Raw genomic sequence first — 19,943 nt, forward strand, 5'->3', positions numbered from 1 at the left:
AATGTTTTACTTATTAATATTCTTATTACAAATGAAATTAATAAAATTAAAAACTGATTTAATTAAGGCAATTGAGTTAGATAAAAGATTAGGTTTTGTCCCAACAATGGGTAGTTTGCACGAAGGTCACAAAACATTAATAAAAACATCACAAAAAAACTGCAAAAAAACATTAGTCAGTATTTTTATTAATCCAACTCAATTTAATAATAAAAAAGATTACAAAACATACCCTAAGAATTTAAAGCAAGATTTGAGTTACCTTAAAAAACTTAAAGTTGACTATGTATATTTGCCAACCATTAAACAAATTTATTGGAAAAAAAATAATGAAATTAAACTAAATAAATCACAAAAAATATTATGTGCAAAATTTAGAAAAGGACATTTTGAAGGTGTACTTGATGTTTTGGATCGTTTTATTGAATTAATTTCTCCACAAAAAATGTTTATGGGAGAAAAAGATTTTCAACAATTTTTCTTGGTTAAAAACTATATTGAAAATAAATACAATACCAAAGTTCAAGTATGTAAAACAGTCAGAGAAAAAAACAAACTAGCTTTATCTTCCAGAAACTCTTTATTAAATAAGAAAAGTTTTATTAATTCGGGAATAATTGCAAAAAAATTATTATCTTTAAAAGATGAAATTCTGAAAAACAAAAAAAATTACAAAAAAATGATATTTAGTTTAAAAGAAGAACTATCTAAAAATTTTGATATTAAAATTGAATATTTGGAATGTAGAAACACACATAATTTAAGCACAAATATTACGAACAAACCTTTTAAACTTTTTGTGGCTTACTATATTAATAACGTACGATTAATTGACAATTTTTAGAGAAAATAAGCACTAACACCAAGAAATGAAACAAAACCTATAACATCAGTAATAGTTGTTACAAACACACTTGATGCAATAGCAGGATCTATATCCATTTTTTTTAAAGTTATAGGTACTAAAATTCCAAATAAACCTGCAACAATCATCGTAACTATCATTGACATAGAAATTATTAAAGAAAGTAGAGAGTCTTGAAACCAAACTTGAACTACTAAAGCACTTATTATTGCAAATATAATCCCATTTAAAATACCAATATTAAATTCTTTTAAAATATTTTGTGTAAAATTGTTTTTAGTTAAGTCATTGGTTGCTAATGTTCTTACAGTTACTGCCAAAGTTTGCATTCCAGCATTACCACCCATAGATGCAACAATTGGCATAAGAAATGCGAGCACTACCATTTGTTCAATTGTAGCACCAAATAAACTAATAACCCACGTTGCAAGAAATGCTGTAAATAGGTTTAATAAAAGCCAGTTAAATCTTCTTCTAGTTTTCTTAAAAACTCCATCAGTAATTTCTTCATCCCCTACCCCAGCTAATCTCAAAGCATCTTCTTCAGCTTCTTCTTTTAATACCGTTAAGACATCATCATACATGATCATACCAACCAACTTGTTTGATTTGTCAACAACAGCCGCTGAATTTAAGCTATAGTTTTCAAACACGTTACCAACTTCTTCTTTGTCCATGTCTACTGGAATAAGTAGTTGAGATTCTGACATAATAGAAAGCATTTTAGTTTCTCTCGAAGTAGTTAAAACTTTAGATGATGGAACGGTTCCAATAGGTTTAAAACCCTCATCAATAATAAAAATTTCTAAAAATTCTTCCGGTAAATCTTTATTTTCTCTTAAATAGTCAATTGTTTGACCAACTGACCAATTACTAGGAACTGCCGTGAATTCACGTTGCATTATTCTAGCAGCTGTGTCTTCCGGATAACTTAAGCTTTCAAGTAAAGCAAATCTATCTTTTGGAGGTAAGGAGCTTAATATTGTATTCTTATCTTTTTCATCAACATTTTCTAAAATTGTAATCGCATCATCAGATTCAAGATTTTTTAAAAGTCTAACAATAGTATCAGGTGAAAGATAAGCTATGATTTCAGACTGCACCGACTCGTTTAATTCAATAAAAACTTCTGGATCTATATTGAAATTATTAAGTTTAATTAAGCTTTCTCTATCATTTTGACCAAGATGTTCAATTATATCAGCCGCATCAGCTGGGTGCATCTCATTAAAAGAATTAGTAATAAATTGAGCATCATTATTAGCAATCTTAGAAGTAACAACTTTTATGTACTCTTTATTAAACTCAAAATTAACTTTTTTATCTTTTATTTTTTTTATTAAAGACATAAATTTACCTATAAATCAATTTTGCACTAATAGTGCATAATAAAAATAATACAATTTATAAATGAATATAGAGATTAAAAAGTCAATAAAACCAATAAAATATGAAGATGCAATAAAACTACTTGAAGAAAGATTATTAGAGATAAACAATGGTCAAAAAGAGGATTTAATATGGATCTTAGAACATGAAGAGGTTTATTCAGCAGGTACGAGTTACAAAGAAAAAGAAATTCTTAATAAAGATATTAGTCTAGTAAAAACAAACCGTGGAGGAAAAATTACTTATCATGGTCCAGGTCAATTGATTTGTTATTTTGTGATAGATTTAAAAAAAAGAAAAAAAGATATAAGAAAATTTATAACTTTAATTGAAGAGACGATTATTGACAGTTTATCAAAATTTAATATTAAGACATTTGGTGATCCAAAAAACATTGGTATTTGGACTGACCATAAAGGTAAAATTAATAAAGTTGCAGCAATTGGTGTAAGAGTAAGTAAGTGGATAGCATATCATGGATTTGCAATAAATATTAATAACGATCTTTCAAAATATAAAAATATTATTCCGTGTGGTATTTCAGACAAAGGCGTAATCAATCTTAAAGAAATTAAAGATCAAGACTATAAGAATTTAGATGAAATTATTATTGAAACCTTTTCTAAGAATTTGGAAATCTAAGTCTTTTTGTCTTTAAAAGTTTTTTAAAATAATCTGGTAATAATGCTGTGTAGGTATATTTTTTATCATTTATCATAAATTTAATTTGATATGAATGAAGCATTAAATTTTTATTTATTGCTTTATCTGTGTTACTAAATTTATATTTTTGATCCCCATAGATTGGACATCCTACAGCATAAAGTTGTTTTCTTAATTGATGTTTTCTTCCTGTAATTGGTTTCATTTCAACTAGACTGCATATAGAATTTTTATCTAACACTTTGTAAAGTGTTCTAGCTTTTTCAACTACTTCTCTATCATTATCGTATCTGGTTAAATCATCATTCCACTCACCAGAGTCCTTTTGCAGCTCTCCATGACATATGGCCAGATAAGTTTTATGAACTTTTCGAAGTCTAAATAAAGAGGTTAATAACTGGGCAGATTGTCTATGTTTTGCCATAATAAAAACTCCAGACGTATCTTTATCAAGTCTATGTACAGAAAATGGTTTAGTGTCCTGAAAAATTTCACTACGAGCAAATATATCTACAAGATTTTTTTTAGATTTAGTTCCACCTTGAACTGAAATACCAGAGCTTTTATTAAGAACAATGAAATCATCATTATTATCAATTATTAATTCTTCATTTTCTTTAATAACTTCTTCTGAAGGTACAAATTTAATTGTCTTTTGAACAATTGTTTCTTTAAAATCAAAGTTGAATAAGTCTATAGTGTCACCTGTCTTTACTTTATGAGAGCTTTTAATTTTTTTATTATTGATTTTAACTTTTCCACTTTTTAAACTTTTTTCAATTAGACCTTGAGGGTAATTGCCAAGATTATTACGTATCCATCTATCGATACGCATATCGTTAAACGTTGAATCAACGTTAAAAGACTTTTTCATGATGATATAATTTTATATAAAAAATTAAGCAGTAGCTAATTTTTTCTCTTCAGTTTTATCTTTAGCTGGATCTTTTTTCTTTCTATCAACTCTTTTTGCCTCAACATCTCTATCTACAAATTCAATTACAGCCATAGGTGCATTGTCACCATATCTAAAGCCAGCTTTGATGATTCTTGTGTAGCCACCATTTCTTGCTTCATATCTTTTTGACAATGTTTTTTTTACTTTATTCGCAGATGTTATATCTTGTAATTTAGACATTAACATTTTTGTAGTTTGAAGAGTCTCTTTTTTTCCTAAAGTTATGATTTTATCAGCTTGAGGTTTTAAGAATTTAGCTTTTGGAAGTGTTGTAGTGATCTGCTCATATTTTATTAAAGAATTAAGCATATTCTTCAATAAAGCTTTTCTATGTTCAGAAGTTCTATTTAACTTCTTATTAGCCATACCATGTCTCATTAGATTTGCTCCTCTAACTTTTTAGACATTTCAGCTATATTTTCTGGTGGCCAGTTCGGAATCTCCATACCTAAGTATAAAGACATACCAGTTAAAACTTCTTTTATTTCATTAAGTGATTTTCTTCCAAAGTTAGGTGTTCTAAGCATTTCACCTTCTGACTTTTGAACTAGATCTCCAATGTAAATAATATTATCATTTTTAAGACAATTCATAGAACGCACAGATAATTCAAGTTCATCAACTTTTCTTAATAAATTCTTATTGAATTCAGGCTCAGATGAAACTTCTTTTACAGGTACTTCAACAGGTTCGTCAAAATTAACAAACATATTTAGTTGATCTTGGAAAATTCTAGCAGAATAAGCAACGGCATCTTCAGCAGAAATTGATCCATTAGTTTCAACTTCCATAATTAATTTATCATAATCAAGGGCTTTTCCTTCTCTTGCTGTGCTTATAGAGTAAGAAACCTTCTTAACTGGACTATATAAAGAATCTATAGCAATTAATCCCAAAGGTGGTTCTTCTGGTTTGTTCATTACTGCAGGAACGTATCCCTTACCTGTTCCAACATTCATTTCCATATGGAAATGCGTATTTTCATCTAAATTACAAATAACCTGATCAGGATTTAAAATTTCAATATCGGCAACTGGTGCTATGTCAGAAGCTTTAATTTCTCCAGGACCTTTAGCATCTAAAATAAGTTTTTTAGTAGTTTCTGATGAGCTTTTTAAAGCTAATGATTTAACGTTTAAAACTATGTCAGTAACATCTTCTCTAACACCTTTGATAGATGTAAATTCATGTAAAACACCATCAATTTGAATTGAAGTTACAGCAGCACCTCTGATTGATGAAAGTAAAATTCTTCTTAAAGAATTACCTAAAGTTAAACCATATCCTTTTTCTAAAGGTTCTGCGATAATTTTTGCATGTGATTTGTCATCACTAATTTTAACATCTAATTGAGCTGGTTTAATTAATGCTTTCCAATTTTTAGCATTTACATTTAAACTTTCCATTTATTAAACTCTCCTTTTTTTTGGTGGTCTTACGCCGTTATGTGGCATTGGTGTTGTATCTTTTATTGAAAGAATCTTAAATCCTCTCGCTTGTAAAGCTCTTAATGCGGTTTCTCTTCCTGAACCAGGTCCTTTAACCTCAACTGATAAAGTTTTCATTCCATATTCTAAAGCTTTAGATGCAGCAGAATCTGCAGCAATTTGTGCAGCATAAGGTGTTGATTTTCTTGAACCTTTAAAACCTTTTTGTCCAGCGGATGCCCAAGAAATTACATTTCCATTAGTATCTGCAATTGAAATTATTGTATTGTTAAAAGTAGACTGTACATAAGCAATACCATTAAGAATATTTTTTTTTATTTTCTTTTTTTTGGAATAAGAACTTTTCTTAGATTTTTTATCTACTTTTTTTTCTACAACAGCATCTTTATTCTCAACTTTATCTACTTTAGCCATAAATTAATTATTTTTTAAGTGGAGTTAATTTTTTACCAGCAATTGCTATTGCTTTACCTTTTCTTGTTCTTGCATTACATCTTGTTCTTTGTCCTCTAACAGGAAGTTTTTTTCTATGTCTAGATCCCCTGTAACAAGCAAGGTCAATTAATCTTTTAATAGTTAAAGAGTAATCTCTTCTAAGATCACCTTCGACTTTAAAATTTGCATCAATGTATTCTCTAATTTTTAAAATATCTTCGTCAGTAAGTTCATTTATTCTTTTTGCTTTAGGAATTTCTAAAGAAGTACAAATTTGGCTAGAAAATTTATTACCAATACCATAGATGTACGTTAGTCCTATGTGGACAAGTTTGTTTTGCGGAATGTTTACACCTGCTATACGAGCCATATTTTTGAGAATAAATTTAGCCTTTTATATAAGAAGATGTTCCAAAGTCAACGTCTTAAACCTTAAGAATTTCATTAATTTTATTGGTTATTTGATCAATTTCACCTGCTCCATCAATTTCAGTGAAATTTGAATTTTTTGAATAGAATTCTAACACTGGTTTTGTTGAAGACATATAAGTGTCATATCTAGAAATAACAATTTCAAGATTGTCATCTTTTCTTTTCTTTAAGTGTTCAACACCACAAGGATGAAGCTCTATTTGCTCCTTATTAAAATATTCATTTAACGTCATATTACATTTTTCACAGGTCATTCTGCCCATAATACGTTTTTCAATAATGTCTCTTGATACATTTAAAAATATAGTATGCCCTATTGTTTGGTTAAACTCATTTAATAAAACTTCTAAATTAATAGCTTGTTCAACATTTCTTGGATAGCCATCAAAAATAATTCTATCTCTATATTTTAAATTAGTTAAAGATTTTCTTAATAAAGTATTTACGATCTCATCTGAAACAAATTTGCCATTAGATATTAGCTTTTCTATATCCACTCCAAGATCAGTTTTAGATTTAACTTCATCTCTTAATAGATTTCCTGTTGATAATTGGAAGTAATTATGTTTTTTAACAATAGATTGAGCTTGAGTCCCCTTACCCGCTCCTGGAGGACCAAAAAGAATTATATTCACTTAATTATTTTCCGAATTTTGTTTTTTTAATTAATTGCTCATATTGAGAGCTCATTAATCTAGTTTGGATTTGTGTAACGGTATCAATTGCAACTACAACAACAATCAAGATTGAAGTCCCACCTAAATAAAAGGGTATTGGATAATTAGCAATTAGAAATTCTGGCATTAAACAAACTATTGTTAAATACAATGCCCCAATTGTCGTAAGTTTTGTCACAATTTTTTCAATATACAAAGCTGTATTTTCACCTGGTCTAATCCCAGGTACAAAACCACCATATTTTCTTAAATTATCAGCAGTCTCAGTTGGATTAAATGTTATGGATGTGTAGAAAAAAGTAAAAAATATTATTCCAGAAGCATAAAGCAACATGTAAAGGGGTTGTCCTTGTGTAAAGTATGAACTTAAATTTAAGAATGTGTCATTGTCTGAAAAACTAAAATTAGAAAAGGTAACAGGCAATAATAATAAAGCTGAAGCAAAGATTGCTGGAATAACACCGGCTTGGTTAATCTTTAAAGGTAAATGAGAAGACTCACCACCGTACATTTTATTTCCCATTTGTCTTTTAGGGTAATTTATTAAAATTTTTCTTAATGCTCTTTCCATGAAAACAATGAACATAATTGTTGCGACTAATAATACAAAAATTCCAATAATCATAATTGTAGATACAGCGCCCGTTCTACCCAACTCGAATGTAGTAACTAAAGCACGTGGAATTTCAGCAACAATACCAGCAAAAATAATCAACGAAATACCATTACCGATACCTCTTTGTGTTATTTGTTCACCAAGCCACATTAAAAACATTGTACCAGCAACAATGGTTGATACCGCTGTTATAGTAAAAAATAAACCTGGATTAATAACTAAGTCAGCAGAAGATTGTAAACCTATAGATAATCCGTAACCCTGAATAGTAGCAAGAATTACAGTTCCATATCTTGTGATTTGAGTTATTTTTGCTCTTCCAGTTTCACCTTGTGCCTTTAAATTTTTAAAATAATCAGATACACCAGTTAATAACTGAACTATGATTGAAGATGAAATATAAGGCATAATTCCAAGTGCGAATATAGCCATTCTACTTACAGCCCCGCCTGAAAAAACATTGAACATTCCAAGTAATCCTTTTTGATTACCACTCATCATTGTTTGTAATTGCTCAGGGTCAATGCCTGGAATTGGCACAAAAGTACCAAATCTATAAACTGCTAAGATAAATATTGTAAAGATTATACGATTTTTAAGATCATTAGTTTGAGAAGAAGAGCTCATAATATCTTAATTATTTTTTTAATTGTATTGTTCCGCCAGCTTTCTCTAATTTTTCTACAGCAGATTTAGAGATTAAGTCAGCTTCGATATTAACTTTATCTTTAATTTCACCTGTACCTAGTATCTTTAATTTTTGTGAATTTTTATTGATCAATTTAAGTTTTTTAAGTAATGCCATATTAATAACATCACCAGAATTAATTGTTTTTTCAGTTATAAAAGTTTGAATTTTTTCCAAGTTCATTATTGCAATAACAGCTTGGTATCTCTTAATTGCATTAAACCCTCTTTTAGGTAATCTTCTATATAAAGGCATTTGACCACCTTCAAAAGCTTTAATAGCAACACCAGATCTAGATTTTTGACCTTTAACACCTCTGCCAGATGTTTTTCCTTTTCCAGAACCGATACCTCTACCGACTCTCATCTTTTTTTTGTATAAAACTTTTCCTGTAGTATTTAATGTAGTCATTATCCTCTTTTTTCGATTACATCAGAAATTTTTTTATTTCTAATTGTTGCAATATGCTTTGGTGAATTTTGTTTTGAAAGAGCTTTCATCGTCGCTCTTATCATATTGTGAGGGTTTGATGTACCCATTGATTTAGCAACTATATCTTTAATTCCTAAAACTTCACAAACTGCTCTTACAGGACCGCCTGCAATAATACCTGTTCCCTTAGGAGCAGATCTTAAAATAATTTTACCAGCACCATCTTTACCATAAACATCATGATGAATAGTTCTACCTTCTCTTAGCGGCACATGGATTAAAACTCTTCTTGCTGTTTCATTGGCTTTTTTAATTGCATCAGGCACCTGTTTGGCTTTAGCATGCGCTACTCCAATTTTACCTGCTTGATTACCAACTACTACTAAAGCTGAAAAACCAAATCTACGACCACCTTTTACTACTTTTGTAATTCTGTTGATGTGAACTAATTTTTCTAAAATACCGTCGTCTTTTTTGTCTTTAAAATCCATAATTAAAATTCCATTCCATTTTTACGTAGTGTTTCAGCAAAAACTTTAACTCTGCCGTGGTATTTGTATATACCTCTATCAAAAAATATTTTTGATATTTTCTTTTCTTGGGCTTTCTTTGCAAGTTTCTCTGCTACTATTTTAGAAATTTCTGTTTTATTTACTTTGTCCATAGAACGAATGTCTTTTTCAACAGAAGAACATGACACTAAAGTAATATTTTTAACATCATCAATAATTTGAGCTGAAATATTTTTTGCAGATCTTGATATGCTAAGTCTTAATCTATCAGATGATGCAACTTTTTTTAATTTACCAGTTACTCTAAATTTCTTTCTTTGGATGGTATTTAATTTCATTATTTCTTCTTCCCTTCTTTTCTTAGAATGTATTGACCTTGCTCTCTAATACCTTTGCCTTTATATGGCTCTGGTTTTCTAAAAGCTTTGATTTTTGAAACAACCATACCTACTTGCTGTTTATCAGATCCACTAACTTTAACTACCGTCTGTTTTTCAACAACAATTTTAATTCCTTCAGGAATATCAAAATTAATATCGTGGCTATAACCTAATTGCAAATTTAACTGTTTATCTTTTAATGCAGCTCTGTAACCCACTCCAACAAGCTCAAGAATTTTTTCATAGCCAGTACTTGACCCAATAACAGCATTATTGATTAAGCTTCTATTCATGCCCCATAATCTTTTTGAGTTTTGATCCTTTACTTTAGGGCTGATAGATATTTCTTTTCCTTCGGTAACGTCAAGATTAAACATTTCAAGATCAATATTAAGTGATTTTTTACCTAAAGGTCCCTCAATGTTAAGAACACTACCAGAAAGTACTGCTTTAACTTTTTCAGGGATTGAAATACTTATTTTACCAATTTTAGACATTAAAATACCTTACAAATTATTTCGCCACCAACTTTTTGTTTTCTAGCTTCAATATCAGTCATTACACCTTTTGGTGTTGATACAATAGCTATTCCTAGTCCGCCATTAATTTTTGGCAAACTATCAGCACTTGAAAATATTCTTCTACCAGGCTTAGATACTCTCTCAAAAGTACTAATTACTGGATTTCCAGAATAATATTTTAAGTCAACTGACAATGTGGGTTTATTATTTTCAGTTTCAATTTTATAGTCTTTTATAAATCCTTCACTTTTAAGAATATCTGCAATCTTAACTTTAAAGTTAGAAGAAGGTAATGCTACTTTCTTGTGATTTCTCACTTGTGCATTTTTTATTCTTGCGATCATATCCCCTATTGGGTCACTTAAACTCATATTATCCTTTCTACCAACTCGACTTAGTCATGCCAGGAATTAATCCATGCAGTCCCAAGTCTCTTAAGGCTATTCTTGATATTTTTAATTTTCTGTATACACCGTGTGGTCTTCCAGTAATTTGGCATCTATTCATAACTCTGTTTTTTGCAGAATTACGAGGTAAATTTGAAAGCTTTTGCTGTGCTTTAAATCTTTCTTCTAATGATATTTTTTTATCCATTACAATTTTCTTTAATGCTTGTCTTTTTTTGAAAAGCCTATCTGAAAGTTTAATTCTTTTATTGTTTTTATTTACTGCGCTTACTTTAGCCATTCTTAATTGTCTCCTTTTTTAATAAATGGAAAATTTAGTTTTTCTAAAAGAGCAAAACTATGATCTTTATTTAAAGCAGAGATCACAACTACAATATCAAGACCTCTAATCTTATCAATTCTATCAAAATTAACTTCTGGAAAAATTATATGTTCTTTAATGCCAAACGTATAATTACCAAACTTATCAAATCCTTTGGGAGATAAGCCTCTAAAGTCTTTAATTCTTGGTAAAGCAATATTTACAAGTCTATCTAAAAATTCATACATTTTGTTGCCTCTTAAAGTAACTTTTAAACCAGCGTTTGTACCTTTTCTCGTTTTAAAGTTTGCTACTGATTTTTTAAATTTAGTCACAGTTGGTTTTTGACCTGTAATTTTCCCTAAATCTTCTTCAGTAGATTTCATAATTTTTGCATCAGCACCATCAAGACCAAGACCCATGTTAATAACAACTTTTTCAACTTTTGGCCCCATATAGGTATTTTTATATCCAAGGGTTTCTTTAAGCTGTGGTTGGATTTCTTTGTAATAAAGTTCTTTTAATCTAGGTATCATTATTTCTTAGCCTCAGTTTTTTTTGTTTTAGCTTTTTCGTCAATAAGTTTAAGGTTTGAAATGTGGATGAAGCTCTCTTTAGAGACTATTCCACCTTTTTTTTCTTTTGTAGTTTTAACATGTTTTTTCACAATATTAATTCCTTGAACTTTTGCTCTGTTATTAGGTCTATCGATTTCAATAACCTCACCCTCTTTTTTTTTATCTCTTCCAGTTAAAACTCTAACTTTTAATCCTTTTTTAATCATTTATAAAACCTCTGGAGCCAATGAAATTATTTTCATTTGACCTCTACTTCTTAATTCTCTTGTTACTGGACCAAAAATCCTAGTCCCCACTGGTTCACCTTTATCATCAACTAAAACAGCTGCATTATTATCAAATCTAACTTTAGATCCATCTTCCCTATGAATTCCCTTTTTAACTCTAACTACAACAGCTTTATGAACAGAACCTTTTTTAACTTTTCCTTTAGGTAATGCCTCTTTAACTGCGATAACGATAGTATCACCAATGCTTGCGTATCTACGTTTAGAGCCACCTAAAACTTTAATGCATTCTATTCTTTTTGCACCAGTGTTATCAGCTACTAATAATTCAGTTTGTACTTGTATCATTTAGATCCATCCATTACTTGAAATTTTTTATTCTTAGAAAAAGGCTTACACTCAATTATTGACACTGTGTCTCCAGTTTTAAATTTATTATTTTCATCGTGAGCGTTATATTTTTTTCTAACTTTAACTACTTTTTTTAATACTGGGTGTGAATATTTTCTTTCAACAGATACAGTTATAGTTTTGTTTGGTTTATCGCTTGTTACTACTCCTGTTAATATTTTTTTAGGCATTTAATTTTCCTTTTAGTGTAGTTTTTAATCTAGCTATAGTTTTTTTAGTTTGTCCAATTTTAGATGGATCTGTAACTTGTGAATTAATTTTTTGAAATCTAAAGTTAAATAAATCTTTTTTTAATTTATCAATATTTTTGATAACTTCGTCCTTAGATAATTTTTTAATTTCTTGTTTTTTCATATTATGCAAATCTCTTAATAAATTTTGTTTTTATAGGTAGTTTAGCTGAAGCCTTATAAAGTGCTTCTTTTGCTATTGTTTCTGAAACACCATCAATTTCAAATAAAATTCTACCTGGCTTCACTCTACAAGCCCAATATTCAGGAGCTCCTTTACCTTTACCCATACGTACTTCAACAGGTTTTTTTGAAACAGGTATATTTGGAAAGATTCTTGTCCAAACACGTCCCTGTCTTTTCATGTGTCTTGTTAAAGCAACTCTAGCAGCTTCTATTTGTTTTCCTATAATTCTCTCTGGCGCCATAGCTTTTAATGCAAAAGATCCATAGTTAATCTTGCTAGCACGTGTAGCTGTTCCATGAATTCTTCCTTTATGTGCTTTTCTGTATTTTGTTCTAACTGGCTGTAACATAATTATTCTTTAACCTCTTTAGGAACTATCTTGTTAGTTTCTTGGCTAAATTCTTTAGCGAATACTTCACCTTTGTAAATCCAAATTTTTATTCCAATAATACCAAATGTTGTTAATGCTTCAGCTTCTGCATAGTCAATATCTGCTCTTAAAGTATGTGATGGTATACTTCCTTCTCTTAACCATTCAGTTCTAGCTATTTCATTTCCACCTAGTCTACCACTAATAGAAACTTTAATGCCTTTTGCACCAAGTCTTAAACATGATTGCATAGCTCTCTTCATGGCTCTTCTATATGATATTCTTTTAACTAATTGTTGTGCTATATTTTCAGCAACTAAATAAGCATTTGTTTCCGGTTTTTTAACTTCTTTAATATTAAGCGTTACTTCATTGTTGGTAAATTTAGATAAATTATTTTTTATTTTATCAATATCGCTACCTTTCTTTCCAATTACAAATCCCGGTCTTGATGTGTAAATAGTAACAAAACATTTATTAGAGGTTCTCTCTATCATAACTTTAGATACACCAGAATTAACAACATTTTTCTTGATATAAGCTCTGATCTTAAAATCTTCGATAAGATAATTTCCAAAATCTTTCTTTTTTGCATACCAGACAGAATCCCAACCTCTGTTTACACCTAGTCTGAAACCAACAGGATTAACTTTTTGACCCATGACTCTCCATTTGTTTTGCTTCTGATAATATAATTGTAATAGTTGAATAAGGTTTTAAAATTGGTGCAGCTCTACCTTTTGCTCTTGGTCTAAATCTTTTCATAACAACTTTTTTCCCACAGTATGCTTCTTTAACAATTAGTTTATCTATGTCGTATTGATTGTTATTTTCAGCGTTAGCAACAGCTGATGAAACTGTTTTTCTTATTTCCCTAGTAATTCTTTTTGCAGAAAATTGAAGCTCTCTAATAGCTACATCAACTTTTTTTCCAACAATTGCTTTAAGTATTGGGTTAAGTTTTCTAACACTAGATCTAATATTATTATTCACAGATCTAACTGTATCCACTTTAGTTCTGTTAATTTTCTTTTTTTTATTCATAATTATTTTTTCTTCTCAGCTGGTTTTCCTTTTTTTTCAGCTGGTGTATGTCCAAAAAATGTTCTAGTGGGAGAAAATTCACCTAATTTATGACCCACCATATCTTCAGATATAGTAACTGGAATGAATTTTTTTCCATTATAAATCAAAAAACTAACCCCTATAAACTCAGGAATAATTGTTGATTTTCTTGACCACGTTTTAATAGGCATTTTTTTTGGATCTAATTTTTGTTTTTCAACTTTTTTAATCAAGCTCTCTTCAACAAAAGGTCCTTTCCATACTGATCTAGCCATTATTTTTTAGAATCCTTCCTGTTATTTCTTCTTCTAACTATAAATTTATCTGTACTCTTATTGTCTCTAGTTTTTAATCCTTTTGCAGATTGACCTGTTGGAGATACTGGATGTCTTCCACCTGCAGTTTTACCTTCACCACCTCCGTGTGGGTGATCAACAGGATTCATCACAACTCCTCTAGTATGAGGTCTTCTACCAAGCCATCTTGATCTTCCAGCTTTACCAATCTTAATGTTTTTTTGATCTGGGTTTGAAAGCACGCCAATTGTTGCCATGCATCTTGAGTCGATTTTTCTAACTTCTCCAGAGGTCATTTTAATTAATGAGTAATTTCCATCTAATCCACTGATAGTAACTGATGTACCTGCAGATCTAGCTATTTTTCCACCAGCTCCAGGTTTGAGCTCTACATTATGGATATTGATACCAACAGGAATATCTCTAAGTGGCATACAGTTTCCAACTTTAATTTCTTTTTCCGATCCATTTTCAACTTTATCACCTACTTTAATTTTTTGAGGAGCTAAATAGTAAAAATGTTGTCCATCATCAAACTTAACTAACATGATGTAGCAAGATCTATTTGGATCATATTCAATTCTTTCGACAGTGCCTGGCATGTCGATTTTCTTTCTGTAGAAATCAACCAACCTATACATTTTCTTGTGCCCACCGCCTGACATATTACGAGAAGTTATGTGTCCATTATTATTTCTTCCACGCATTGAATTTTTTGGCTCAACTAAGGCCTTAAATGGCTTGCCTTTCCAAAGACCAGCTCTATCAACTAAGATTGTTCCTCTTGTTGATTTTGTATAGGGTTTGAATGTTTTTAATGCCATTTTTAAATTCCAGATGTTAGATCAATACTTTGACCCTTTTTAAGTGTTATTATTGCTTTTTTGTAACCTTGAACATTAACTTTTTTACCTCTAGTTACTTTGGTTCTATTTTGTTTATTGATAATATTTATTTTTGTAACATTAACTTTAAAAATCTTTTCAATATTTTTCTTCAAATTAGTTTTGTTGGCAGCTCTGGGTACTTTAAAAACAATTTTATTTTGTTCTGACAAATTAGTAGTTTTCTCAGTAACCATTGGTGACAGAATTTTATCGTATAAATGTATTTTATCCATTTTAGGAATATCTCTTTTCTAGTTCTTTAATTGAACTTTCTGTAAAAACTACTTTTTTAAACTTTATAATATCAAATGCACTGAAATGATTAATATCCGTAACTTTAACATTTGGAATATTTCTAACTGACTTTTCAATTTTCTCTTTAGATGATTTATCTAAAATGATTAATGAATTTGTAATTTCAAATTTTTTAATAATTGAATGCATTTCTTTAGTTTTTTTAATCTCATTTCCAAAATCACTAAAAATTATCAAATTATTAAGTTTATTCTTCTCAGTAATTAGTGAAGCAATACTTAGTTTTTTTTCACTTTTATTTAATTTTCTTTTTTTGTATGCCAGTTCACCTTTAGGTCCATGTGCAACACCACCACCAACGAAAATAGGTGCTTTTCTACTTGCGTGTCTAGCTCCACCAGTACCTTTTTGAGCATAAATTTTAGATGTAGATCCAGTAATCTCATTTTGTTGTTTAGTTTTTGCGTGTCTACCTTTGTAATTAGCATTAGTTTTATATAATACGTTATCAACCAATCTTTTGTTAATTTTAGCAGAGAAAATTTTATCTAAAACTTCAATTGAATCTTTTTTACCGTCTAAGTTTAATTTATCAATTTTCATTATTTTTTCTTTTTATCTGGTGTTTTTTTAGCTTCTTCAGCAGCAGCAATTTTTTCATTAATAGTCATTTTGTTTATAACTTTTACTGATTTTTTAACTAAGATTTCAGTATTTTTTGATCCAGGAATTGATCCTTTTAAATATAACAATTCATTTTCAATATCTGTCTTAATAATCTCTAAATTTTGCATAGTTCTAACTCTATCACCCATATGACCAGCCATTTTTTTACCTTTAAAAACTTTACCAGGATCTTGTCTTTGTCCAGTAGATCCGTGAGATCTATGTGATACAGAAACACCGTGAGTAGCTCTTAACCCACCAAAATTGTGTCTCTTCATGGCACCTGCAAAACCTTTACCAATAGTTTTTGAAGTTGTATCAACAAACTTAACTTCATTAAATATTTCAAGACCAAATTCGTTACCTTCTTTATATAATTCTGTATCTTTAACTCTAAATTCTTTTAATTTTTTCTTAGCTTCTGTATTTTTCTTTGCATACAAGCCCTTCATTGCTTTTGTAAGTTTAGATGCTTTAATTTTACCAAACCCTAATTGCACAGCTTTGTATCCACGTTTTTCTTGTTCAATAACTTGGATCACTCTAGCCTTTTCCATTTTAATAACAGTCACAGGAACTAAACGTCCTGTTTTATAGAACTCTCTAGTCATACCAATTTTTTTTCCAATTAATGCAATTTCACTCATAATTAAATTTTTATCTCCACATCAACACCTGATGCTAAATCAAGTTTCATTAAAGCTTCAACAGTTTGAGGTGTTGGCTCTATAATATCTATTAATCTTTTGTGTGTTCTTGTTTCAAATTGCTCTCTACTTTTTTTATCAATGTGAGGACCTTTTAAAACAGTGTATCTTTCAATTCTAGTTGGTAAAGGTATTGGTCCTTTTATCGTGGCACCTGTTCTTTTTACAGTATTTACAATTTCTTCTGTAGATGCATCTAGAATCTTATTGTCGTATGCTCTTAATTTAATTCTTATATTTTGTTTTTCCATAATAATTAGCCTGCAATCTTTTTAGTTACTTCATCCTGAACATTTTGTGGGACTTTAGAGTAATGATCAAAAAACATTGAATACTGAGCTCTACCTTGAGACATTGATCTTAAACTATTTATATAACCAAACATATTAGCTAAAGGAACCATAGCTGTAATCACTGTTGCATTTCCTCTATTTTCTTGAGTACTGATTTGGCCTCTTCTACTATTCAGGTCACCAATAACATCACCCATATAATCTTCAGGTGTAACAACTTCAACTCTCATAACTGGTTCTAATAATTTCAAAGTTCCTCTAGTACACGCTTCTTTAAAGCAAGCTCTACCTGCTAATTCAAATGCAAGAACACTTGAGTCAACATCATGATGTAATCCATCTAAAATTGTAACTTTATAATCAATCATTGGAAATCCTGCTAAAATTCCGCCATCTGAAATTGTTTCAATTCCTTTTTCAACACCAGGAATAAATTCTTTTGGAATTGCACCACCTTTAATTTTGCTTTCGACAGATCTACCTGAACCAGGCTCTTGTGGCTCAACCAAAAGTTTAACTTTTGCAAACTGACCAGCACCACCACTTTGTTTTTTATGAGTATATTCAAATTCAGAGGCATTTTGTAATGTTTCTCTATAAGCAACTTGAGGAGCACCTACATTTGCCTCTACATTAAATTCTCTTTTCATTCTATCGACAATAATATCAAGGTGTAACTCACCCATTCCTTTAATAATAGTTTGACCAGATTCTTCATCTGACGTTACTCTGAATGATGGGTCTTCTTTAGCCAATCTTCCTAATGCTTCACCCATTTTTTCTTGGTCAGCTTTTGTTTTAGGTTCAACGGCAATTTCGATTACAGGTTCTGGGAACTCCATTGGTTCTAATAAAACAGGATTAGCTTCATCACAAAGAGTATGTCCTGTTATCGTATATTTTAAACCAGCTAAAGCAACAATGTCACCCGTATTTGCTTCTTTGATATCCTCTCTTGAGTTCGCATGCATTAAAAGCATTCTACCAACTCTTTCTTCTTTATCTTTTGAGGTATTATAAACAGCAGTTCCAGTTCTAATCGTTCCCGAGTAAATTCTAATAAAAGTTAATGAACCAACAAATGGGTCATTAGCAACTTTAAATGCTAATGCAGAAAACCCTGTGCCATCATCAAATTTCATTTCAACAACATCTTCACTACCAGGTTTAGTTCCATTAATAGACCCAATATCGATCGGGCTTGGTAAGTAGTTAATTACAGCGTCAAGTAAAGGTTGAACACCTTTGTTTTTAAAAGCTGAACCTGTAGTTATTGGAACAAAACTAAAATTTAATGTTCCTTTTCTTATGCATTTTACCAAATCTTCTTCTTTGATTTCTTCCCCATTTAGGTAAGCTTCCATTAGTTTTTCATCTTGCTCTACAGCCATTTCAACTAATTCAGTTCTGTATTTTTGTGAAATTTCTTTTAAATCATCAGGAATTTCTTTGTATTCCCATTCAGCTCCTAAAGCTTCATTTTTCCAAACTTGAGCTTTCATTTTAACTAAGTCAACAACGCCAGATAAATCTGCTTCAATACCAATAGGGATTTGAATTGGTAGAGGTTTACAGCCTAATCTATCCTTAATCATTTCAACACATCTATAAAAATCAGCACCCGTTCTATCTAACTTGTTTACAAAACAAATTCTTGGAACTTTATATTTATCAGCCTGTCTCCATACTGTTTCAGATTGAGGTTCTACACCGGCAACACCATCAAAAACACAAACAGCACCATCTAAAACTTTTAATGATCTTTCTACTTCAATCGTAAAGTCAACGTGTCCAGGCGTGTCGATGATATTAATTCTATGATCATTCCAGAAGCAAGTTGTTGCTGCTGATGTAATCGTAATACCTCGTTCTTGTTCTTGTTCCATCCAATCCATTGTTGCAGCACCATCATGTACTTCACCAATTTTATGACTTTTTCCTGTGTAATATAAAATTCTTTCGGTGGTAGTAGTTTTACCAGCATCAATATGAGCCATGATACCAATATTTCTATATTTATTTAATGTATGTGTTCTAGCCATAATTTATTACCACCTAAAATGTGCAAAAGCTTTATTTGATTCTGCCATTTTATGTACATCTTCTCTTTTTTTAACAGCAGAACCTTTTTTTTCATAAGCATCATACAGTTCGTTAAAAATTTTATCTGACATATGTTTGTCTTTTCTTTTTCTAGAAGCATCAACTAACCATCTAATTGCTAGTGCTTGTGCTCGTTTAGTTTTAACTTCAACAGGAACTTGATAAGTTGCGCCACCTACTCTACGTGATCTAACTTCTACAGTAGGTTTGATGTTATTTATTGCTTCATTAAAAACATTAATGGGCTCTTCTTTTGTTTTTGATTTTATTTTTTCTATAGCTTCATAGACAATTTTTTCAGCAACTACTTTTTTGCCGTCGTACATTATTGAGTTAATTAATTTAGGGATTATTGTAGAATTAAATATTGGGTCTGGAGTAACAACTTTTTTGGGTTGTGTTTTTTTTCTAGACATAATTATTTACCTTTTTTAGTTCCATACAAAGATCTACGTTTCTTTCTATTTGCAACACCTTGTGTGTCTAGGTTTCCTCTAAGGATATGATAACGAACACCAGGTAAATCTTTTACACGACCGCCCCTAATTAAAACGACTGAGTGTTCTTGTAAATTGTGACCTTCACCACCAATATAAGCTGTAACTTCAAAACCATTAGATAGTCTAACTCTAGCAACTTTTCTTAATGCTGAGTTGGGTTTTTTAGGAGTTGTTGTATAAACTTTTACACAAACACCTCTCTTCAAAGGTTGTTTCTGAAGTGCAGGAACTTTATTCCTAGCAACAGGTTTAATTCTTTTTTTTCTTAACAACTGGTTAATAGTTGGCATAAATTTTTTAAATTAATTAATATATTTTTGAGTGAAAATAACTGACAGGTTATTTTGTGGCAGCGTTTAGTTCCGTAAAGTAGGTACTACATTCCAACCAAAAACAGCGTCAAAATACTATTAAATCTCTGATTGTCAAACTAAAACTACAAGT

33 protein-coding genes are annotated in these 19,943 nt (G+C 30.2%); 2 read left to right on the forward strand and 31 right to left on the reverse strand.

The annotated features are described in order from the left end of the window. Position 1: 1 nt before the first annotated feature. Positions 2–844: a pantoate--beta-alanine ligase gene (gene panC / locus AC5SL0_RS03470; protein ID WP_494617834.1), complete on the forward strand. Its 843-nt coding sequence runs from the start codon at positions 2–4 to the stop codon at positions 842–844. Here the strand turns inward: panC and mgtE are convergent. Continuing rightward, on the reverse strand, positions 841–2,214 hold the full coding sequence (gene mgtE, locus AC5SL0_RS03475; RefSeq protein WP_494575810.1) for a magnesium transporter: 1,374 nt from the start codon (positions 2,212–2,214) through the stop codon (positions 841–843). The two genes, panC and mgtE, sit on opposite strands and share 4 nt — an antisense overlap. A gap of 61 nt (positions 2,215–2,275) precedes the next feature. Between mgtE and lipB the strand changes: the two genes are divergently transcribed. Continuing rightward, positions 2,276–2,896 carry a lipoyl(octanoyl) transferase LipB gene (gene lipB / locus AC5SL0_RS03480; RefSeq protein ID WP_006996837.1) on the forward strand — a complete coding sequence of 207 codons (621 nt, stop codon included), beginning with the start codon at positions 2,276–2,278 and terminating at the stop codon, positions 2,894–2,896. On the opposite strand, the gene AC5SL0_RS03485 is transcribed toward lipB, so the two are convergent. The 30 genes from AC5SL0_RS03485 to rpsL are packed head-to-tail and all read right to left on the reverse strand — an operon-like array spanning position 2,877 to position 19,789. Next, positions 2,877–3,791 (reverse strand): RluA family pseudouridine synthase, encoded by a 915-nt coding sequence (locus tag AC5SL0_RS03485; RefSeq protein WP_006996836.1) that lies wholly within the window; start codon positions 3,789–3,791, stop codon positions 2,877–2,879. The two genes, lipB and AC5SL0_RS03485, sit on opposite strands and share 20 nt — an antisense overlap. A 24-nt stretch (positions 3,792–3,815) precedes the next feature. Beyond that, the gene (gene rplQ, locus AC5SL0_RS03490; protein WP_006996835.1) at positions 3,816–4,253 is read right to left on the reverse strand and encodes a 50S ribosomal protein L17; all 438 of its coding nucleotides are present in this window, start codon (positions 4,251–4,253) and stop codon (positions 3,816–3,818) included. Then, complete coding sequence (locus tag AC5SL0_RS03495; protein WP_494617836.1) at positions 4,253–5,281, reverse strand: DNA-directed RNA polymerase subunit alpha; 1,029 nt, start codon at positions 5,279–5,281, stop codon at positions 4,253–4,255. Before AC5SL0_RS03495 ends, rplQ begins: the two co-directional genes overlap by 1 nt. 3 nt (positions 5,282–5,284) lie before the next feature. Then, positions 5,285–5,737 carry a 30S ribosomal protein S11 gene (gene rpsK / locus AC5SL0_RS03500; RefSeq protein WP_006996833.1) on the reverse strand — a complete coding sequence of 151 codons (453 nt, stop codon included), beginning with the start codon at positions 5,735–5,737 and terminating at the stop codon, positions 5,285–5,287. A gap of 7 nt (positions 5,738–5,744) precedes the next feature. Further along, positions 5,745–6,128: a 30S ribosomal protein S13 gene (gene rpsM, locus AC5SL0_RS03505; RefSeq protein WP_006996832.1), complete on the reverse strand. Its 384-nt coding sequence runs from the start codon at positions 6,126–6,128 to the stop codon at positions 5,745–5,747. 55 nt (positions 6,129–6,183) lie between these two features. After that, the gene (locus AC5SL0_RS03510; RefSeq protein WP_494617838.1) at positions 6,184–6,825 is read right to left on the reverse strand and encodes an adenylate kinase; all 642 of its coding nucleotides are present in this window, start codon (positions 6,823–6,825) and stop codon (positions 6,184–6,186) included. A 4-nt stretch (positions 6,826–6,829) separates the two neighbouring features. Next, entirely contained in the window at positions 6,830–8,110 is a 1,281-nt protein-coding gene (secY, locus tag AC5SL0_RS03515; protein WP_006996830.1) for a preprotein translocase subunit SecY, read from the reverse strand. A 10-nt stretch (positions 8,111–8,120) separates the two neighbouring features. Next, positions 8,121–8,582: a 50S ribosomal protein L15 gene (rplO, locus tag AC5SL0_RS03520; RefSeq protein ID WP_006996829.1), complete on the reverse strand. Its 462-nt coding sequence runs from the start codon at positions 8,580–8,582 to the stop codon at positions 8,121–8,123. Next, positions 8,582–9,094 carry a 30S ribosomal protein S5 gene (gene rpsE, locus AC5SL0_RS03525; RefSeq protein WP_006996828.1) on the reverse strand — a complete coding sequence of 171 codons (513 nt, stop codon included), beginning with the start codon at positions 9,092–9,094 and terminating at the stop codon, positions 8,582–8,584. Before rpsE ends, rplO begins: the two co-directional genes overlap by 1 nt. A 2-nt stretch (positions 9,095–9,096) precedes the next feature. Next, positions 9,097–9,453, reverse strand: coding sequence for a 50S ribosomal protein L18 (gene rplR / locus AC5SL0_RS03530; protein WP_006996827.1), 357 nt, complete (start codon positions 9,451–9,453; stop codon positions 9,097–9,099). Further along, positions 9,453–9,992, reverse strand: a complete 540-nt coding sequence (rplF, locus tag AC5SL0_RS03535; protein WP_006996826.1) for a 50S ribosomal protein L6 — start codon at positions 9,990–9,992, stop codon at positions 9,453–9,455. The genes rplR and rplF overlap by 1 nt, the downstream gene beginning before the upstream one ends. Then, positions 9,992–10,387: a 30S ribosomal protein S8 gene (gene rpsH / locus AC5SL0_RS03540; RefSeq protein ID WP_006996825.1), complete on the reverse strand. Its 396-nt coding sequence runs from the start codon at positions 10,385–10,387 to the stop codon at positions 9,992–9,994. The genes rplF and rpsH overlap by 1 nt, the downstream gene beginning before the upstream one ends. 10 nt (positions 10,388–10,397) lie before the next feature. After that, positions 10,398–10,703: a 30S ribosomal protein S14 gene (gene rpsN / locus AC5SL0_RS03545; RefSeq protein ID WP_006996824.1), complete on the reverse strand. Its 306-nt coding sequence runs from the start codon at positions 10,701–10,703 to the stop codon at positions 10,398–10,400. Positions 10,704–10,705: 2 nt separating this feature from the next. After that, the gene (gene rplE / locus AC5SL0_RS03550; RefSeq protein ID WP_011282153.1) at positions 10,706–11,260 is read right to left on the reverse strand and encodes a 50S ribosomal protein L5; all 555 of its coding nucleotides are present in this window, start codon (positions 11,258–11,260) and stop codon (positions 10,706–10,708) included. Continuing rightward, complete coding sequence (gene rplX, locus AC5SL0_RS03555; protein ID WP_006996822.1) at positions 11,260–11,508, reverse strand: 50S ribosomal protein L24; 249 nt, start codon at positions 11,506–11,508, stop codon at positions 11,260–11,262. Before rplX ends, rplE begins: the two co-directional genes overlap by 1 nt. Then, positions 11,509–11,877 (reverse strand): 50S ribosomal protein L14, encoded by a 369-nt coding sequence (gene rplN, locus AC5SL0_RS03560; RefSeq protein ID WP_006996821.1) that lies wholly within the window; start codon positions 11,875–11,877, stop codon positions 11,509–11,511. It abuts the gene before it with no gap. Further along, positions 11,874–12,110: a 30S ribosomal protein S17 gene (gene rpsQ / locus AC5SL0_RS03565; RefSeq protein ID WP_006996820.1), complete on the reverse strand. Its 237-nt coding sequence runs from the start codon at positions 12,108–12,110 to the stop codon at positions 11,874–11,876. The genes rplN and rpsQ overlap by 4 nt, the downstream gene beginning before the upstream one ends. Beyond that, complete coding sequence (rpmC, locus tag AC5SL0_RS03570) at positions 12,103–12,294, reverse strand: 50S ribosomal protein L29 (RefSeq protein ID WP_006996819.1); 192 nt, start codon at positions 12,292–12,294, stop codon at positions 12,103–12,105. Before rpmC ends, rpsQ begins: the two co-directional genes overlap by 8 nt. A gap of 1 nt (position 12,295) precedes the next feature. Beyond that, on the reverse strand, positions 12,296–12,706 hold the full coding sequence (gene rplP / locus AC5SL0_RS03575) for a 50S ribosomal protein L16 (protein WP_006996818.1): 411 nt from the start codon (positions 12,704–12,706) through the stop codon (positions 12,296–12,298). A gap of 2 nt (positions 12,707–12,708) precedes the next feature. Beyond that, entirely contained in the window at positions 12,709–13,389 is a 681-nt protein-coding gene (gene rpsC / locus AC5SL0_RS03580) for a 30S ribosomal protein S3 (RefSeq protein WP_011282155.1), read from the reverse strand. Beyond that, complete coding sequence (gene rplV / locus AC5SL0_RS03585) at positions 13,373–13,771, reverse strand: 50S ribosomal protein L22 (RefSeq protein WP_006996816.1); 399 nt, start codon at positions 13,769–13,771, stop codon at positions 13,373–13,375. Before rplV ends, rpsC begins: the two co-directional genes overlap by 17 nt. A 2-nt stretch (positions 13,772–13,773) precedes the next feature. Further along, positions 13,774–14,067, reverse strand: coding sequence for a 30S ribosomal protein S19 (gene rpsS / locus AC5SL0_RS03590; RefSeq protein ID WP_006996815.1), 294 nt, complete (start codon positions 14,065–14,067; stop codon positions 13,774–13,776). Then, a complete protein-coding gene (gene rplB, locus AC5SL0_RS03595; RefSeq protein ID WP_006996814.1) occupies positions 14,067–14,912 on the reverse strand; it encodes a 50S ribosomal protein L2 in 846 nt (281 codons plus the stop codon). Before rplB ends, rpsS begins: the two co-directional genes overlap by 1 nt. A 2-nt stretch (positions 14,913–14,914) precedes the next feature. Then, positions 14,915–15,208, reverse strand: coding sequence for a 50S ribosomal protein L23 (gene rplW / locus AC5SL0_RS03600; protein WP_020169482.1), 294 nt, complete (start codon positions 15,206–15,208; stop codon positions 14,915–14,917). Between the two features lies 1 nt (position 15,209). Then, complete coding sequence (gene rplD, locus AC5SL0_RS03605) at positions 15,210–15,833, reverse strand: 50S ribosomal protein L4 (protein ID WP_011282156.1); 624 nt, start codon at positions 15,831–15,833, stop codon at positions 15,210–15,212. After that, positions 15,833–16,543 (reverse strand): 50S ribosomal protein L3, encoded by a 711-nt coding sequence (gene rplC / locus AC5SL0_RS03610; RefSeq protein WP_494587086.1) that lies wholly within the window; start codon positions 16,541–16,543, stop codon positions 15,833–15,835. Before rplC ends, rplD begins: the two co-directional genes overlap by 1 nt. Positions 16,544–16,545: 2 nt before the next feature. Next, a complete protein-coding gene (gene rpsJ / locus AC5SL0_RS03615) occupies positions 16,546–16,854 on the reverse strand; it encodes a 30S ribosomal protein S10 (RefSeq protein WP_006996810.1) in 309 nt (102 codons plus the stop codon). A gap of 5 nt (positions 16,855–16,859) precedes the next feature. Further along, positions 16,860–18,938 (reverse strand): elongation factor G, encoded by a 2,079-nt coding sequence (gene fusA, locus AC5SL0_RS03620; protein ID WP_006996809.1) that lies wholly within the window; start codon positions 18,936–18,938, stop codon positions 16,860–16,862. Between the two features lie 6 nt (positions 18,939–18,944). Then, positions 18,945–19,415 (reverse strand): 30S ribosomal protein S7, encoded by a 471-nt coding sequence (rpsG, locus tag AC5SL0_RS03625; RefSeq protein WP_006996808.1) that lies wholly within the window; start codon positions 19,413–19,415, stop codon positions 18,945–18,947. Between the two features lie 2 nt (positions 19,416–19,417). Further along, positions 19,418–19,789 carry a 30S ribosomal protein S12 gene (gene rpsL, locus AC5SL0_RS03630; RefSeq protein WP_006996807.1) on the reverse strand — a complete coding sequence of 124 codons (372 nt, stop codon included), beginning with the start codon at positions 19,787–19,789 and terminating at the stop codon, positions 19,418–19,420. Between the last annotated feature and the right edge of the window lie 154 nt (positions 19,790–19,943).

It is taken from the genome of Candidatus Pelagibacter sp. PS_16, assembly GCF_059417965.1.

What these genes read in the sequence shown, in the direction of transcription:
- rpsC (WP_011282155.1), bottom strand. Translation starts at nt 13,389, where the DNA reads ATGGGTCAAAAAGTTAATCCTGTTGGTTTCAGACTAGGTGTAAACAGA.
- rpsK (WP_006996833.1), bottom strand. Translation starts at nt 5,737, where the DNA reads ATGGCTAAAGTAGATAAAGTTGAGAATAAAGATGCTGTTGTAGAAAAA.
- AC5SL0_RS03485 (WP_006996836.1), bottom strand. Translation starts at nt 3,791, where the DNA reads ATGAAAAAGTCTTTTAACGTTGATTCAACGTTTAACGATATGCGTATC.
- rplF (WP_006996826.1), bottom strand. Translation starts at nt 9,992, where the DNA reads ATGTCTAAAATTGGTAAAATAAGTATTTCAATCCCTGAAAAAGTTAAA.
- rpsE (WP_006996828.1), bottom strand. Translation starts at nt 9,094, where the DNA reads ATGGATTTTAAAGACAAAAAAGACGACGGTATTTTAGAAAAATTAGTT.
- rplC (WP_494587086.1), bottom strand. Translation starts at nt 16,543, where the DNA reads ATGAGTGAAATTGCATTAATTGGAAAAAAAATTGGTATGACTAGAGAG.
- rplB (WP_006996814.1), bottom strand. Translation starts at nt 14,912, where the DNA reads ATGGCATTAAAAACATTCAAACCCTATACAAAATCAACAAGAGGAACA.
- AC5SL0_RS03495 (WP_494617836.1), bottom strand. Translation starts at nt 5,281, where the DNA reads ATGGAAAGTTTAAATGTAAATGCTAAAAATTGGAAAGCATTAATTAAA.
- secY (WP_006996830.1), bottom strand. Translation starts at nt 8,110, where the DNA reads ATGAGCTCTTCTTCTCAAACTAATGATCTTAAAAATCGTATAATCTTT.
- rpsJ (WP_006996810.1), bottom strand. Translation starts at nt 16,854, where the DNA reads ATGGAAAAACAAAATATAAGAATTAAATTAAGAGCATACGACAATAAG.
- rplR (WP_006996827.1), bottom strand. Translation starts at nt 9,453, where the DNA reads ATGAAATTAAATACCATCCAAAGAAAGAAATTTAGAGTAACTGGTAAA.
- rpsS (WP_006996815.1), bottom strand. Translation starts at nt 14,067, where the DNA reads ATGGCTAGATCAGTATGGAAAGGACCTTTTGTTGAAGAGAGCTTGATT.
- panC (WP_494617834.1), top strand. Translation starts at nt 2, where the DNA reads ATGTTTTACTTATTAATATTCTTATTACAAATGAAATTAATAAAATTA.
- rpsM (WP_006996832.1), bottom strand. Translation starts at nt 6,128, where the DNA reads ATGGCTCGTATAGCAGGTGTAAACATTCCGCAAAACAAACTTGTCCAC.
- rpsG (WP_006996808.1), bottom strand. Translation starts at nt 19,415, where the DNA reads ATGTCTAGAAAAAAAACACAACCCAAAAAAGTTGTTACTCCAGACCCA.
- rpsN (WP_006996824.1), bottom strand. Translation starts at nt 10,703, where the DNA reads ATGGCTAAAGTAAGCGCAGTAAATAAAAACAATAAAAGAATTAAACTT.
- rplE (WP_011282153.1), bottom strand. Translation starts at nt 11,260, where the DNA reads ATGATACCTAGATTAAAAGAACTTTATTACAAAGAAATCCAACCACAG.
- rplX (WP_006996822.1), bottom strand. Translation starts at nt 11,508, where the DNA reads ATGATTAAAAAAGGATTAAAAGTTAGAGTTTTAACTGGAAGAGATAAA.
- rplP (WP_006996818.1), bottom strand. Translation starts at nt 12,706, where the DNA reads ATGTTACAGCCAGTTAGAACAAAATACAGAAAAGCACATAAAGGAAGA.
- rplD (WP_011282156.1), bottom strand. Translation starts at nt 15,833, where the DNA reads ATGAAAATTGATAAATTAAACTTAGACGGTAAAAAAGATTCAATTGAA.
- mgtE (WP_494575810.1), bottom strand. Translation starts at nt 2,214, where the DNA reads ATGTCTTTAATAAAAAAAATAAAAGATAAAAAAGTTAATTTTGAGTTT.
- rpmC (WP_006996819.1), bottom strand. Translation starts at nt 12,294, where the DNA reads ATGAAAAAACAAGAAATTAAAAAATTATCTAAGGACGAAGTTATCAAA.
- rplQ (WP_006996835.1), bottom strand. Translation starts at nt 4,253, where the DNA reads ATGAGACATGGTATGGCTAATAAGAAGTTAAATAGAACTTCTGAACAT.
- rplO (WP_006996829.1), bottom strand. Translation starts at nt 8,582, where the DNA reads ATGACTACATTAAATACTACAGGAAAAGTTTTATACAAAAAAAAGATG.
- rpsQ (WP_006996820.1), bottom strand. Translation starts at nt 12,110, where the DNA reads ATGCCTAAAAAAATATTAACAGGAGTAGTAACAAGCGATAAACCAAAC.
- rpsL (WP_006996807.1), bottom strand. Translation starts at nt 19,789, where the DNA reads ATGCCAACTATTAACCAGTTGTTAAGAAAAAAAAGAATTAAACCTGTT.
- rpsH (WP_006996825.1), bottom strand. Translation starts at nt 10,387, where the DNA reads ATGAGTTTAAGTGACCCAATAGGGGATATGATCGCAAGAATAAAAAAT.
- rplV (WP_006996816.1), bottom strand. Translation starts at nt 13,771, where the DNA reads ATGAATAAAAAAAAGAAAATTAACAGAACTAAAGTGGATACAGTTAGA.
- rplN (WP_006996821.1), bottom strand. Translation starts at nt 11,877, where the DNA reads ATGATACAAGTACAAACTGAATTATTAGTAGCTGATAACACTGGTGCA.
- fusA (WP_006996809.1), bottom strand. Translation starts at nt 18,938, where the DNA reads ATGGCTAGAACACATACATTAAATAAATATAGAAATATTGGTATCATG.
- rplW (WP_020169482.1), bottom strand. Translation starts at nt 15,208, where the DNA reads ATGGATAAAATACATTTATACGATAAAATTCTGTCACCAATGGTTACT.
- lipB (WP_006996837.1), top strand. Translation starts at nt 2,276, where the DNA reads ATGAATATAGAGATTAAAAAGTCAATAAAACCAATAAAATATGAAGAT.